Consider the following 13,769-nt stretch of genomic DNA (forward strand, 5'->3'; position numbering starts at 1 on the left):
CCCCCGGGGAGCGCAGCCCGGGGGGCAGGGCCCCGAGGTTCAGGGGGGTCCCGGGGCTTCCGGGGCGGAGCCCCGAGGGGCCGGGGCGGAGTCCCGGGGAACGGGGGAAGGGCGGGTGGGGGAACGGCCCCGCGGGGACGCCGAGCCCCGTGAGGGAACCGTCAGGCGCGCCGGTAGACCGGCGGACGCCGCTCCGCGAAGGCCCGCGCCCCCTCCTTCGCGTCGGCGGTGTCGAAGACCGGCCAGCCCCGCACCAGTTCGGCGGCCAGCCCTTCCGCCTCCGTCATCCCGGCGGTCTCGTAGACGGAGGCCTTCACCGCCTCGACGGCCAGCGGCCCGCACGCGTTGATCCGTTCGGCGATCTCCAGGGCCGCCTCCAGCGCCGTCCCCTCCGGCACCACCCGCCCCACGAGCCCGATCCGCGCCGCCTCCTCCGCCGAGTAGGGGCGCCCGGTCAGCAGCATCTCCAGCGCGTGCGTGCGCGGGATCTGCCGGGGCAGCCGTACCGTGGAGCCGCCGATCGGGAACAGCCCCCGCCTGACCTCGAACAGCCCGAACGTGGCCCCGGCCCCGGCGACCCGGATGTCGGTCCCCTGGAGGATCTCGGTGCCGCCCGCCACGCAGTAGCCCTCCACCGCAGCGATCACCGGCTTGCGCGGCCGGTGGTGGCGGAGCATCGCCTTCCAGTGGAGGTCGGGGTCGGCCTTGAGGCGGTCGCGGTACTGGTCGCCCGCCATGCCCTTCCCGGCCAGCGCCTTGAGGTCCATGCCGGCGCAGAAGTCCCCGCCCGCGCCGGTGAGGACCACCGAGCGGATCCCGTCGTCCGCGTCCGCCTCCAGCCAGCCGTCGTACAACCCCACCAGCAGCGGAAGCGAGAGCGCGTTCTTCGCCTCCGGCCTGTTCATGGTGAGCACCAGCGTGGCGCCCTGGCGGTCCACGGTGAGGTGTTCCGTCCCACCCATTGCCGTCCTCCCGTCTCGAGACCTAGAACAGGTTGCAGGAGGGCAGGGTGCAGTACAAGGGTTTTCTGACGCCTAGTCAGTTTTCTTGGTGTGCGCCCTTCCCAGTTGCGCCGGGCGACGCTCTAATGACCGCCGAGCAGACCGGCCGCCCGGTCCGGGTCAGGAGGAGGAACGGTGGAGTACAACCTTGCCGACCTGTTCGAGTCGGTCGTGGACGTGGTCCCCGACCGCGAGGCGCTGGTGTACGTGGACCACCCCGGGACCGGCGCCGAGCGCCGCCTGACGTACGCGGAGCTGGACGCGGCCGCGAACCGCGTCGCGCACCACCTGACCGACAGCGGCCTGCTGCCCGGGGAGCACGTGGGGCTGCACCTCTACAACGGCGTCGAGTACCTGCAGACCGTCCTGGCCTGCCTCAAGGCGCGTCTGGTCCCGGTGAACGTCAACTACCGTTACGTGGAGGAGGAGCTGGTCTACCTCTACAACGACGCCGACCTCGCCGCCCTCGTCTTCGAGGGCGAGTTCACCGAACGGGTCGCGGCCGCGCTCCCCCAGACCCCGCGGCTGCGCCACCTGATCCGGGTCGGCGCCACGCCCCCGGGCGCGCCGGAGCCGGCGATCGTGCCGGTGGCGTACGGGGACGCCGAGGCGGCCGGCTCCCCGGAGCGCGGGTTCCCGCCGCGCAGCCCCGACGACCTGTTCATCATCTACACCGGCGGCACGACCGGCATGCCCAAGGGCGTGATGTGGCGGGCCGAAGACCTGTTCTTCGCCGGGCTGTTCGGCGGGGAACCCTCGGGCGAGCCCGTCAAGCGGCCCGAGGAGCTGGCGGAGCGGGTCGCGGCCCGCGGCGCCGGCCTCACCTTCTTCCCCGCTCCCCCGCTGATGCACGGCACGTCCACCCTGACCTCGTTCATCGCCTTCAACTACGGGCAGCGGGTGGTGATCCACCGCAAGTACGCGCCGGAGGAGGTGCTGCGCACCATCGAGAAGGAGCGGGTGTCGAGCGTGTCGCTGGTAGGCGACGCGATGCTCCGGCCGCTGATCGACGCACTGAACGGGCCGCTGAAGGGGACGGACCTCTCCTCGCTGTTCAGCGTCTCCTCTTCGGGGGCGATCATGTCGGAGTCCGTCCGCGCGGAGTTCCAGCGGCTGGTGCCGAACGTGGTGCTGCTCAACAACTTCGGTTCCTCCGAGTCGGGTTCGAACGGACGGGCCACGGACGACTCCGGCCCGGAGAAGGGCGACGACTCCGGCCCGGAGAAGGGCTTCCGGCTCCAGGTCAACGACCGTACCCAGGTCGTGGATCCGGTGACGCACGAGCCGGTGGCGGTGGGCGTGCCGGGGCGGCTCGCGCAGCGCGGACACGTTCCGCTGGGCTACTACAACGACCCGGTGAAGACGGCGGAGACCTTCTTCCGGAAGGGCTCCGAGCGGTGGGTGCTGCTGGGCGACATGGCGACGGTCGACGAGGAGGGCATCGTGACCGTCCTCGGGCGCGGTTCGCAGTGCATCAACACCGGGGGCGAGAAGGTGTACCCGGAGGAGGTCGAGCAGGCCCTGAAGTCCCATCCGGACGTGTACGACGTCCTGGTCGCGGGTGTTCCGGACCCGACCTGGGGCAGCCACGTCGCGGCGGTGGTGCAGGTACGGGCGGGCGCGCCGGAGCCCTCGCTGGAGGAGATCCAGCGGCACTGCCGGACCCGGCTGGCGGGGTACAAGATCCCCCGCCAGCTGGTGATCACCCCCGCCGTCCAGCGCTCGCCGAGCGGCAAGGCGGACTACCGCTGGGCGAAGGCGGTGGCCACCGAGGCCGACGCGGGGGCCTGAGCGTTCCCCTCGAACCCGTCGGCCGTCACCGGCCCGCGGGCTCACCCCCGCCGGCGTGGAGCCCCGTCGGCCGGGGCGCCGGGACCCCGCACGGGCCCCGGGCGCGGGGGCCGCGTCAGGCCCCCGTGGCCAGGAAGCGTTCGACGCGGGACGCGAAGCGGGGGGCGTCGTCCAGCCAGGGGAAGTGGGCGGCGGCGGGCTGGACGTCCAGGACCCCGGCGGGGAAGAGCCGCGCCAGTTCCGCCGCGAGCTCCGGCGTCGGGCCGCCGTCCAGCTCGCCCGCCAGGACCAGCACCTCCCGCGGGAACCGCTCCAGGGCGGCCCGGGTGGCGGGCGGGTCGAAGGCCCCGTCGGCGGCGAAGGCCATCGAGGCCCTGTCGTTGCGCTCCGCCGCCCCGGCCGCGTGGAGGGCCCGGGCGGCGTGGTCCCAGCGCCCGTGGAAGAGCGGGGCGGCGAGGTCCCTGTCCCCGTCGGCGGCCGATCCCGCGAGGAGCCTTCCGAGGGCCTCGATCGCCGTGTCGTACGGCTCGGCGCCCGCCCTCAGCCGGGCCGCGCCCAGCCAGTGTTCGGGAGTCATCGCGAGGCCCACCGCCCACGGGGTGGGGGTGACCAGGACGAGGCGGCCCACCCGTTCGGGGTGCGCGGCCGCGTACAGCATGGCGAGGTTGCCGGCCGCCGAGTGGCCGAGGAGGTCCATGCGCTCCAGGCCCAGGTGGAGGCGGAGCGCCTCCACGTCGGCCACCTGGTGGTCGACCCGGTAGGTGGCCTCGTCCGCCGGTGTCGCGGAGTCGCCCGTGCCGCGCAGGTCGAGCCGGATCAGCCGCCGCCGGCCGGCCAGCCCGCCGAGGTCGCCGAGGTAGCGGGAGGCCCGCATGGCCCCGCCGGGCAGGCAGACCAGCGGTTCGCCGTCACCCTGGACGTGGTAGGCGAGTTCGGTTCCGTCATATGTGGTGAATACATGCATGGGGCCATCCCAACAGACGATCACTCGTTCGAGTCATTGATTTGCGGGTCGGGGTCCGGCAATCTACCGAATGAACGTTCGGTAGGACGGGTTGCTCCTGGGTGAGGTGACGGCAATGGCGGCGTACACGGAAGACGACGATCTCGGCGACGAGGCGGAGCGGCTCGGCCCCGACGAGCTGGCGGCGCTCCAGCTCAAGCGGCTGCGGGCGACACTCCACCGGGTCTACGACCGCGTGCCCTTCTACCGCGAGGCCTTCGACAAGGCGGGGGTGCACCCCGACGACTGCCGCTCCCTGGCCGACCTGGCGCTCTTCCCGCTGACAACCAAGGCCGACCTGCGCGCCCAGTACCCCTTCGGGATGTTCGCCGTCCCCCGCGCCGACGTCCGCCGGCTGCACGCCTCCAGCGGTACCACCGGCCGGCCCACGGTGGTGGGCTACACCGACGGGGACCTCGCCGCCTGGGCGGATGTCGTCGCGCGGTCGCTGCGCGCCGCGGGCGCCCGGCCCGGGCAGATCGTGCACATCGCGTACGGGTACGGCCTGTTCACGGGCGGCCTCGGCGCCCACTACGGGGCGGAGCGGCTGGGATGTACGGTCGTCCCCGCCTCCGGGGGCATGACGGACCGCCAGGTCAGACTGATCCAGGACCTCCGGCCGGAGGTCGTCATGGTGACCCCCTCCTACATGCTCACCCTGCTCGACGAGATGGAGCGCCAGGGCATCGACCCCCGCTCGACCTCCCTGCGGACGGGGGTGTTCGGCGCGGAGCCGTGGACCGAGGAGATGCGCCGGGAGATCGAGGACCGGCTGGGCATCGACGCCGTCGACATCTACGGCCTTTCGGAGGTGATGGGGCCGGGCGTGGCGCAGGAGTTCGCCTCGCACAAGGACGGGCTGCACATCTGGGAGGACCACTTCTACCCGGAGGTGATCGACCCGCTGACCGGGGCGGTGCTGCCGGACGGCGAGTTCGGCGAGCTGGTGTTCACCTCCCTCACCAAGGAGGCCATGCCGCTGATCCGCTACCGCACCCGGGACCTGACCCGGCTGCTGCCGGGGACGGCCCGGCCCGCCTTCCGCCGGATGGAGAAGGTGACGGGCCGCAGTGACGACATGATCATCCTGCGCGGGGTGAACCTCTACCCGACCCAGATCGAGGAGATACTCCTGCGCATCCCGGCCCTGGCCCCGCACTTCCAGCTGCGGCTGACCCGGGAGGGGCGGATGGACGCCCTCACCGTACGGGTGGAGGCGCGCCGGGAGTCCGATGCCGGGCAGCGCAGAGCGGCGGCCGCCGAGCTGGGGCGGGCGGTCAAGGAGGGCGTCGGGGTGTCCGTCGGGGTGGAGGTGGTGGAGCCGGAGACCCTGGAGCGCTCGGTCGGCAAGATCAAGCGGATCAAGGACCTGCGCGAGACCGGGGAGGGCCCGGAGGAACACTGAGACCGGTGCCACCCCTTCGGCCCCACTTCGGCGCGGCTTCCGGGACCCGCCGGGCCGGCCCGGGTAGGGGATGGGGTGTGATCTCGTTCCTCCGGCGCCTGCACGACCGGCTCCTGGCCTCCCCCGCCGGGCTGGCCTGGAGCCGTGGCCGTGAGATCGAGCTGATGCACCGGGCGATGGGCTTCGCCGCCCTCGGCTTCCTCACCCTCGTGCCCCTGCTGGTGGTCGTGGCGGCGGCCGCGCCGGGCAGCGGTTCGGGCTTCGGCCGCTGGCTGGGCCAGGCACTCGGGGTCACCGCGTCCTCCCGGGCCAAGGTCGAGCTGCTGTTCGGTGCCGCGGACGTGGCGCTGGAGCGGACGACGGCCTTCGGGCTGGCGGCCCTGGCGGTGTTCGGGCTGACCTTCGGCTCCGCCGTGCAGACCGGCTACGAGAAGGTGTGGGACCTGCCGACGGCCCGCTGGCACACCATGTGGCGGCATGTGGTGTGGCTGGCCCTGCTGGTCTGCTACCTGGCGCTGCTCGTCGAGATCCCGGCTCCCCCCGTAAAAAAAGCGGGGGCCGTCTTGGGCACCATCAGCGACCTGGTCGGCACCTGCCTGTTCTTCTGGAGCTCGGGGCGGCTGCTGCTGGGCGGCCGGGTGCGCTGGGCCGCGCTGTTCCCCGGAGCGGTGGCGACCAGTGTCGGCCTACTGGGCCTGCGGGTCTTCTCGCAGCTGGTGTTCTCCCCGCTGATCGCCTCGAACGCGGTCACCTACGGCCCGTTCGGCACCCTTCTGGTCGTCCAGTCCTGGCTGGTCGGTGTCGGATTCGTGGTCTACGGCGGGGCGCTGATGGGCCGTCTGGTCCACGAGCACCTCACCCTGCGGCGGCTGCGGTCCGGCGGAGTCCTCGGCTCCGGCGAGGTTCCTTCTCATGATCCGGGACAGGACTGAGCCCGGCGGGCGCGAACATGGCAGGATCACGCCCGTAACACCCACAACACCGTTTGATATCAGGGGGATTGATGTCTGCACAGGATCTCGCCACCGGACGCGTATGGCTGATCACCGGGGCCTCCTCGGGCTTCGGACGGACCCTGGCGGAGGCCGCGCTGGCGGCCGGTGACACGGTCGTCGCGGCGGCCCGCCGGCCCGCCGCGCTCGACGCGACCTGGCGGCCGCCCACCCGGAGCGGCTGGTCCCGGTCGCGGCGGACGTGACGGACACGGCGCGCGCCGAAGGGGTCGTCGCCGAGACCGTGGACCGGTTCGGCCGGATCGACGTCCTCGTCAACAACGCCGGCCGGGGTCTGATCGGAGCGGTCGAGGAGACCTCCGACGCCGAGCTGCGCGATCTGATGGAGCTGCACTTCTTCGGTCCGGCGGCGCTGATCCGCGCCGCGCTGCCGCACATGCGGGAGCGCAAGTCGGGGGCGATCGTGCAGATGAGCAGCATGGGCGGCCGGCTGTCCTTCCCGGGCGTGGGCGCCTATTCGGCGACGAAGTTCGCCCTGGAGGGCCTGACCGAGGCCCTGCGGGGGGAGCTCGCACCCTTCGGGATCAAGACGCTGATCGTGGAGCCCGGGGCCTTCCGTACGGGCTTCGCGGGCGGCGCCGCGCTCCAGCAGTCGGCCACCGTCCTGCCCGCCTACGCGGACACCGTCGGCGCGGTGCGCACCGGGCTGCCCGACAGTGACGGCAAGCAGCCCGGTGACCCGGTCAAGGCCGCCGCCGCGATCCTGGCCGCGCTGGACGCGGAGGAGACCCCGCTGCGGCTGGCCCTGGGCAACGACGCCCTCGACGCGATCCTCGCCCACGCCGACGCCGCCCGCGAGGAGGCCCGTACCTGGGAGTCCGTCAGCCGCGGCACCGACTTCGACGCCTGACGGGTCCGCCGGCGGCCGGGTCCCGCACGCCGCGGGCCCGGGCGCCGGCGGGGTGTCAGGGGGAGCCGAGGCGGTCCCGGAGCTCCCGCTTGAGGATCTTGCCGCTGGCGTTGCGCGGCAGGGCCTCCACGAACAGCACCCGCTTGGGGGCCTTGAAGGAGGCTAGCCGCTCGCGGGCGTAGGCCATCAGCTCCGCCTCGGTGACCTCTCCGCGCGGGACGACGACGGCCGTGACCGCCTCGATCCACCGCTCGTCGGGCAGCCCCACGACCGCCGCCTCGGCCACCCCCGGATGGGCGTAGAGCACGTCCTCCACCTGCCGGGAGGCGACCAGGACCCCGCCGGAGTTGATGACGTCCTTGACCCGGTCGACGACGGTGAAGTACCCCTCGGCGTCCCGGACGGCGAGGTCACCTGAGCGGAACCAGCCGTCCCGGAAGGCCCGGCGGGTGGCTTCCGCGTCGTTCCAGTAGCCCAGGCACAGCTGCGGCGATCGGTACAAGCTGCGGCGATCGGTACACCACCTCCCCCGCCGTGCCGTCGGGGACCTCGGCGCCGTCCTCGTCGACCACCTTGGCCTCCACGTGCAGCACCGGCCGCCCGCAGGACTCCATGCGCCCCTCGTGTTCGTCCGGCCCCAGCACGGTGGCCAGCGGGCCGATCTCGCTCTGCCCGAAGCAGTTGTAGAAGCCCAGCTCCGGCAGCCTCCCGCGGAGCCGCTCCAGGACCGGGACCGGCATGACCGAGGCCCCGTAGTACGCCTTGCGGAGCGCGCCGAGCTCCCGCTGCCCGAACTGCGGGTGGCCGGCCAGCGCGATCCACACCGTCGGCGGCGCGAACAGGCTGTCCGCCCGGCCCGCCTCCACCAGGTCGAAGATCTCCTCGGCGGCCGGCCCGTCCAGGACGGTATTGTCCGCGCCCACCGCCAGGTACGGCAGCAGGAAGACGTGCATCTGCGCCGAGTGGTAAAGCGGCAGCGAGTGGACGGGGCGGTCCCCCTCGGCCAGGTCCAGGGCGGCGATGGCGCTCTCGTACTCGTGCGCCAGTGCCCGGTGCGTCATCATCGCGCCCTTGGGCAGCGCCGTGGTCCCCGAGGTGTACAGGAGCTGCACCACCGCGTCCGGATCGGCGGAGGCCTCGTGCGGCCGGGGGTCGGCCAGCTCCGCCAGGAAGGAGCCGGGGGCGTCGCGCAGCGCGCGGACGGGGTGTCCGGCGGGGACCCGGTCCGCCAGGCCGGGGTCGGCGAGTACCAGGGCGCTCGCGCAGTCGCCGAGGATGTGCGCGAGGTCCTCGCCGGTGAGGTTCTGATTGACGGGGACGTGGGTGAGCCCGGCCCGGGCGCAGGCGAGGAAGGCGATCAGGTAGGCGTCGGAGTTGTGGGCGAAGGCCGCGACGCGGTCGCCCGCGGCCAGCCCGTACCGTTCCCGCAGCACGGCGGCGCCGGTGGAGACCGCCGCGTCGAGTTCCCCGTACGTCCAGGTCCACTGCCGGTAGCGGAGGGCCGTCCTGTCGGGGTGCCGCCGGGCCGCGGCCCGTACCAGTCCGTCGACCGTGTGGTGCCGTACTGCCGTCACTGCCGTCATGGCGCGATCCTCGCCCCGGCGCGCCGCCGAGTCAAGATCGCCGCCACGGCCGGAGGTCCCCATGGTCCGGCGGGTGTTACGGACTGACGGCGAGGAAGAGGTAGGCGGCGAGCAGGACGAGGTGCACCCCGCCCTGGAGGAGGGTGGCGCGGCCAGGCACGAGGGTGAGGGCGCCGACCACCACGGTCAGCGTGAGCAGCACCATGTGGGTGGGGCCGAGGCCGAGCAGCAGCGGGCCGCTGAGCCAGATGGAGGCGAGGGCGATGGCCGGGATGGTCAGGCCGATGCTGGCGATGGCGGAGCCGTAGCCCAGGTTGAGGCTGGTCTGGACGCGGTCGCGGCGGGCGGCCCGGACGGCGGCGAGGGTCTCCGGGAGCAGGACGAGCAGGGCGATGATCACGCCGACGACGGCGTGGGGCAGTCCGGCGTCGGCGACGCCCTTCTCGATGGTCGGCGACACCGCCTTGGCGTTGCCGACGACCGCGACGAGGGCGACGAGGAGCAGGCCGAGGCTGGTCAGGGCGGCGCGAGCGGTGGGCGGTTGGGCGTGCTCCTCCTCGCCGTCGGGGGTGTTCTCCGTGGCCACGGGCAGGAAGTAGTCCCGGTGGCGGACGGTCTGGACGGCGATGAACAGCCCGTAGAGGGCGAGGGAGGCGACGGCCGCGAAGGTCAGCTGGGCGCTGGAGAACTCGGGGCCGGGTTTGCTGGTGGTGAAGGTCGGCAGGACCAGGCTGAGCGTGGCGAGGGTCGCGACGGTGGCCAGGGCCGCGCCGGAGCCCTCGGCGTTGAACACGGCGACCCGGTTGCGCAGGGCGCCCACGAGCAGGGACAGGCCGACGATGCCGTTGCAGGTGATCATCACGGCGGCGAAGACGGTGTCGCGGGCGAGGGAGGCGGTCTTGTCGCCGCCGTCAGCCATCAGGGTGACGATGAGGGCCACTTCGATGACGGTGACGGCGACGGCGAGGACGAGGGAGCCGAAGGGTTCGCCGACCCTGTGGGCGACGACCTCGGCATGGTGGACGGCCGCGAGGACCGCTCCCGCCAGGCAGAGGGCGACCAGCCCCACGAGGGCTCCGGGCAGGTCACGGCCCCAGCTGAGGACGAGCGCGGCGAGCGCCGCCACGGGGACCAGGACGGTCCAGTCGGTCAGGGGGGATCTGCGCGTAGCCGTACTCATGTCAGCCAAGTTGCCAGACCGGCCGCCCGGGTGCGGCGCAAGGCGCGCGTCCTGGGGCCTGGAGTGGCACTTCTCACGAAATATCGGACCTGTTCTCCCGGGGCTCGGGGCCGGGCTTCCCGCCGGCCCCCGGATGGCACATGATCCGTACATGACGATCCGTACGCGAAGAGTGGAACTGGTCGAGACCGCGGGCAGCGACCGCCGGTTCGAGGGCCCGGCGACGGGTGACGAGCGGCCGATGCTGCTGTCCGTGCTCGCGGCCCAGCGCGCGACGCTGGAGTTCAAGTGCGCGGGGCTGGAGGAGGAGTCGCTGTCCCGGCGGGCGGTGGAGCCGTCGACGCTCTCGCTGCTCGGCCTGGTCCGTCATCTGGCCGATATGGAGCGGCAGTGGTTCCGGCGGGTGCTGGCCGGGCAGGACGTGACGCCGCGCTTCTCCTCGGAGGCCGATCCCGACGGGGACTTCGACGGTGCGGTGTCCGGTCCGCGGGCCGCGGCCGAGGCCTGGGCGGCCTGGCGCGAAGAGGTGGAGTTCGCGGACCGTTTCGCCGCCGGGGCCCCCGGCCTGGACGTCGAGGGAGAGTCCCCCTGGCGCGGGAAGGTCTCGCTGCGGTGGGTGCTGATCCACATGATCGAGGAGTACGCACGGCACAACGGCCACGCCGATCTGCTGCGGGAGCGGATCGACGGGGCCGTCGGCATGTGACGGGGCGGCGCCCGCCCCGTCACACCGCGCGTTCGCGCCCCTCCCAGTAGGGGTCGCGCAGGCGGCGCTTGTAGAGCTTGCCGTTGGGGTCGCGGGGCATCGTCCCGATGAAGTCGACGGACTTGGGGCGCTTGTAGCCGGCGAGCCGCGCCTCGCAGTGGCGCAGGATCTCGGCGGCGAGCGCCTCCCCCGCCTCGAAGCCCTCGGCGGGTTCGACGACGGCCTTGACCTCCTCGCCCCAGCTCTCGTGCGGGATGCCGAAGGCCGCGGCGTCGGCGACCGCCGGATGGGTGAGGAGGGCGGACTCGATCTCGGCCGGGTAGATGTTCACCCCGCCCGAGATGATCATGTCGATCTTGCGGTCGCGGAGGAAGAGGTAGCCCTCCTCGTCGAGCAGGCCGAGGTCGCCGACGGTGAAGAAGTCGCCGATCCGGTTCTTCTTCGTCTTGCCCTCGTCCTTGTGGTAGCTGAAGCCGCCGGTGTTCATCTTCAGGTAGACGGTGCCGAGCTCGCCGGCCGGCAGCCGGTTGCCCTCGTCGTCGAAGATCGCGAGTTCGCTGATCGGCCAGGCCCTGCCGACGGTTCCCGGTTTCTTCAGCCAGTCCTCGGCCGTGGCGAAGGCCCCGCCGCCCTCACTGGCCGCGTAGTACTCCTCCACGCACCGGCCCCACCAGTCGATCATCGCCCGTTTGACGTGGTCGGGGCAGGGGGCGGCGCCGTGGATGGCGTGCCGCATCGAGGAGACGTCGTAGGCGTCCTTCGTCTCCTGCGGGAGGGCCAGGAGGCGGTGGAACTGGGTCGGCACCATGTGGGTGTGCGTGCAGGCGTGCCGGTCGATCAGCCGCAGCATCTCCTCGGGGCCCCACTTGTCCATCAGCACCAGCGGGTGGCCGATGTGCAGGGACGCTCCCGCGAACTGGAGCACGGCGGTGTGGTACAGCGGCGAGCAGACGAGGTGGACGTTGCCGTCGAAGGGGCGGATGCCGAAGATGCCGAGGAACCCGCCGAGGTAGGTCTCCTCCGGGAGTTTGCCGGGCAGCGGGCGGCGGATCCCGCGCGGGCGCCCGGTGGTGCCGGAGGTGTAGTTCATGACCCAGCCGAGGGTGCGGCCGGCGGGGGGCTCCGCGCTCTGCCCGTCGAGGAGTTCGGCGTACGGGCGGAAGCCCGGGACGCTCCCGACGGCGTAGCGGTGGTCCCCGGGGAGTCCGGCCTCGTCGGCGGCGGCGGTCGCCGCCTCGGCGAAGCGCTCGTGGGCGATGAGGACCTTGGCGCCGGAGTCGGAGACGATCCAGGCGATCTCGGGGCCGACGAGGTGGTGGTTGACCGGGACGAGGTAGAACCCGGCCTGGGAGGCGGCGAGGTAGGCGGTGAGGAACTCCACGCCGTTGGGCAGGACGACGGCGAAGGCGTCGCCCTGCTCCAGTCCGGCGGCGCGCAGGCCGTGGACGAGGCGGTTGACGTCGGCGTGCAGCCGTCCGGCCGGCCATTCCTCGCCGTCGGGGGTGACGAGCACGGTGCGGCCGGGGTCGGCGGCGGCCTGCGCCCAGAAGCCGTTGGGTGGCTGGTCACTCATGCGGATCACACCTCTCGGGGCTGCCGGCCGGCGATGCGGTCGATGCGGTCGATGGCACGCTCGAAGCCGCTGGTGAGCTCGTCGAAGACGGCCTGAACGCTGCGTTCGCTGTTCATCCGGCCGACGATCTGGCCGACGGGGGTGCCGAGCAGCGGGCGGACCTCGTACTTCTGGATCCGGGAGACGGCCTCCGCGACCAGCAGGCCCTGGAGGGGCATGGGGAGGGCACCGGGTCCGGCCGGGTCGTCCCAGGCGTCGGTCCACTCGGTGCGCAGCTGGCGGGCGGGTTTGCCGGTGAGCGCGCGCGAGCGGACGGTGTCGCCGGAGCCGGCGGCGAGGAGCTTCTCGGTGAGGGCGCGGGAGTGCAGCTCGGCCTCGGTGGTGGTCAGCCAGAGGGAGCCGAGCCAGACGCCCTGGGCGCCGAGGGCGAGTCCTGCGGCGATCTGCTCGCCGCTGCCGATGCCGCCGGCGGCGAGGACCGGGAGCGGGGCCACGGCCTCGGCGATCTCCGGGACCAGGACCATGGTGGCGATGTCCCCGGTGTGGCCGCCGGCCTCGTAGCCCTGGGCGACGACGATGTCGATGCCGGCCGCGGCGTGGCGGCGGGCGTGCTTGGCGCTGCCGGCGAGGGCGGCGACGAGGACCCCGTGGTCGTGGGCGCGGGCGATGACGTCGGCGGGCGGGGAACCGAGGGCGTTCGCCAGGAGTTTGATGGGGTAGTCGAAGGCGACGTCGAGCTGGCTCCGGGCGACCTGCTCCATCCAGCCGGTGATCCGCCAGCCGGAGGCCTCGCCCTCGGCGAGCTCGGGTACCTGGTGCTTGGCGAGGGTGTCGCGGACGAAGGCGCGGTGCGCGGCCGGGATCATCGCCTCGATGTCGGCCTCGCTGATGCCGTCGACGGCTTTCTTGGCGGGCATGACGACGTCGAGGCCGTAGGGCTTGCCGTCGGTGTGCGCCTGCATCCAGTCGAGGTCGCGTTTCAGGTCGTCGGGCGCGGTGTAGCGGACCGCCCCGAGGACGCCGAACCCGCCCGCGCGGGTGATGGCAGCGGCGACCGCCGGGAAGGGCGTGAACCCGAAGATGGCGTGCTCGACTCCCAGTTTCTTGCTGAGCTCCGTCTCCATGGGCGTGAGGATGCCGCAGCGGGGCGGCCGAGGGAAGAGATTTTCTGATGCAGTGTCAGATTCTTCCGGCCCGCCCCGTGCGGAGGGTACGCGGCGGAGGGGCAGATACCCAGTAGCGTGCGGAACGCCTGCGCCGGGCTCGGCGGACCCGGCGCCGCCCGCCACGCGGCAGGGACGGCGCGGAGCGGGTCGCCGTGCGGGCGGCGGTGGACGGCGGGCGGGCGGCCACGGGCCACGTGGGCTGCGGGCACGGGCGTGAACGACGAGCGACGAGCGACGGCGGACACCCACGGCCAACGGCCGTGGGCCGGCGGTCGGTGAGCGGTGAGCGGCGGCGGAGGGCAGCGCGCGGCGGGCAGTTCGGAGCGGACAGGAGGGCCGATCGACGCCGGACGCCGGAAACGCACAAGCCGGCACCGGGGCCGGGAGCGGGGCAGGGACCGGGGCCGGGAGCGGGAGCGGGGCCGGGAGCGGGAGCGGGGCCGAGACCGGGGCCGGAACCACACGCGCCGGCACCGGGGCCGGAACCGGGGCCGGCAC

At 73.2% G+C, this 13,769-nt stretch carries 9 protein-coding genes and 2 pseudogenes; 5 read left to right on the forward strand and 6 right to left on the reverse strand.

Going from position 1 to position 13,769, the window contains the following annotated elements; genetic code table 11:
* Positions 1-161: 161 nt before the first annotated feature.
* On the reverse strand, positions 162-962 hold the full coding sequence (locus VR44_RS20055; protein WP_045948929.1) for a crotonase/enoyl-CoA hydratase family protein: 801 nt from the start codon (positions 960-962) through the stop codon (positions 162-164).
* 174 nt (positions 963-1,136) lie between these two features.
* On the opposite strand from VR44_RS20055, the gene VR44_RS20060 reads away from it, so the two are divergent.
* A complete protein-coding gene (locus VR44_RS20060; protein WP_045948930.1) occupies positions 1,137-2,792 on the forward strand; it encodes an acyl-CoA synthetase in 1,656 nt (551 codons plus the stop codon).
* Between the two features lie 115 nt (positions 2,793-2,907).
* Here VR44_RS20060 and VR44_RS20065 read toward each other — a convergent pair whose 3' ends face one another.
* Positions 2,908-3,756, reverse strand: a complete 849-nt coding sequence (locus VR44_RS20065; protein WP_045948931.1) for an alpha/beta fold hydrolase — start codon at positions 3,754-3,756, stop codon at positions 2,908-2,910.
* A 115-nt stretch (positions 3,757-3,871) separates the two neighbouring features.
* On the opposite strand from VR44_RS20065, the gene paaK reads away from it, so the two are divergent.
* The 3 genes and pseudogenes from paaK (at position 3,872) to VR44_RS20080 (ending at position 7,063) form a co-directional block, all read left to right on the forward strand.
* Entirely contained in the window at positions 3,872-5,200 is a 1,329-nt protein-coding gene (paaK, locus tag VR44_RS20070) for a phenylacetate--CoA ligase PaaK (RefSeq protein ID WP_045948932.1), read from the forward strand.
* 77 nt (positions 5,201-5,277) lie between these two features.
* Entirely contained in the window at positions 5,278-6,132 is an 855-nt protein-coding gene (locus VR44_RS20075) for a YhjD/YihY/BrkB family envelope integrity protein (protein WP_045948933.1), read from the forward strand.
* 71 nt (positions 6,133-6,203) lie between these two features.
* A pseudogene (locus VR44_RS20080) lies at positions 6,204-7,063 on the forward strand (oxidoreductase).
* A 55-nt stretch (positions 7,064-7,118) separates the two neighbouring features.
* Here the strand turns inward: VR44_RS20080 and VR44_RS20085 are convergent.
* Both VR44_RS20085 and VR44_RS20090 read right to left on the reverse strand, forming a co-directional pair.
* Positions 7,119-8,637: pseudogene (locus tag VR44_RS20085) on the reverse strand (fatty acyl-CoA synthetase).
* Between the two features lie 85 nt (positions 8,638-8,722).
* Positions 8,723-9,826 (reverse strand): calcium:cation antiporter, encoded by a 1,104-nt coding sequence (locus VR44_RS20090; protein WP_045948934.1) that lies wholly within the window; start codon positions 9,824-9,826, stop codon positions 8,723-8,725.
* 151 nt (positions 9,827-9,977) lie between these two features.
* Between VR44_RS20090 and VR44_RS20095 the strand changes: the two genes are divergently transcribed.
* Positions 9,978-10,532, forward strand: a complete 555-nt coding sequence (locus VR44_RS20095; protein ID WP_045948935.1) for a DinB family protein — start codon at positions 9,978-9,980, stop codon at positions 10,530-10,532.
* A 19-nt stretch (positions 10,533-10,551) separates the two neighbouring features.
* On the opposite strand, the gene VR44_RS20100 is transcribed toward VR44_RS20095, so the two are convergent.
* Both VR44_RS20100 and VR44_RS20105 read right to left on the reverse strand, forming a co-directional pair.
* On the reverse strand, positions 10,552-12,105 hold the full coding sequence (locus tag VR44_RS20100) for an acyl-CoA synthetase (protein WP_045948936.1): 1,554 nt from the start codon (positions 12,103-12,105) through the stop codon (positions 10,552-10,554).
* Positions 12,106-12,110: 5 nt separating this feature from the next.
* Positions 12,111-13,229: an NAD(P)H-dependent flavin oxidoreductase gene (locus VR44_RS20105; protein WP_045948937.1), complete on the reverse strand. Its 1,119-nt coding sequence runs from the start codon at positions 13,227-13,229 to the stop codon at positions 12,111-12,113.
* Positions 13,230-13,769: the final 540 nt, after the last annotated feature.

This window comes from Streptomyces katrae (assembly GCF_000966975.1).
Taxonomy (GTDB): domain Bacteria; phylum Actinomycetota; class Actinomycetes; order Streptomycetales; family Streptomycetaceae; genus Streptomyces; species Streptomyces katrae.

Excerpts from the sequence above, each read along its gene's own strand:
- VR44_RS20055 (WP_045948929.1), bottom strand. The coding sequence starts at position 962 with ATGGGTGGGACGGAACACCTCACCGTGGACCGCCAGGGCGCCACGCTG.
- VR44_RS20065 (WP_045948931.1), bottom strand. The coding sequence starts at position 3,756 with ATGCATGTATTCACCACATATGACGGAACCGAACTCGCCTACCACGTC.
- paaK (WP_045948932.1), top strand. The coding sequence starts at position 3,872 with ATGGCGGCGTACACGGAAGACGACGATCTCGGCGACGAGGCGGAGCGG.
- VR44_RS20090 (WP_045948934.1), bottom strand. The coding sequence starts at position 9,826 with ATGAGTACGGCTACGCGCAGATCCCCCCTGACCGACTGGACCGTCCTG.
- VR44_RS20095 (WP_045948935.1), top strand. The coding sequence starts at position 9,978 with ATGACGATCCGTACGCGAAGAGTGGAACTGGTCGAGACCGCGGGCAGC.
- VR44_RS20100 (WP_045948936.1), bottom strand. The coding sequence starts at position 12,105 with ATGAGTGACCAGCCACCCAACGGCTTCTGGGCGCAGGCCGCCGCCGAC.
- VR44_RS20105 (WP_045948937.1), bottom strand. The coding sequence starts at position 13,229 with ATGGAGACGGAGCTCAGCAAGAAACTGGGAGTCGAGCACGCCATCTTC.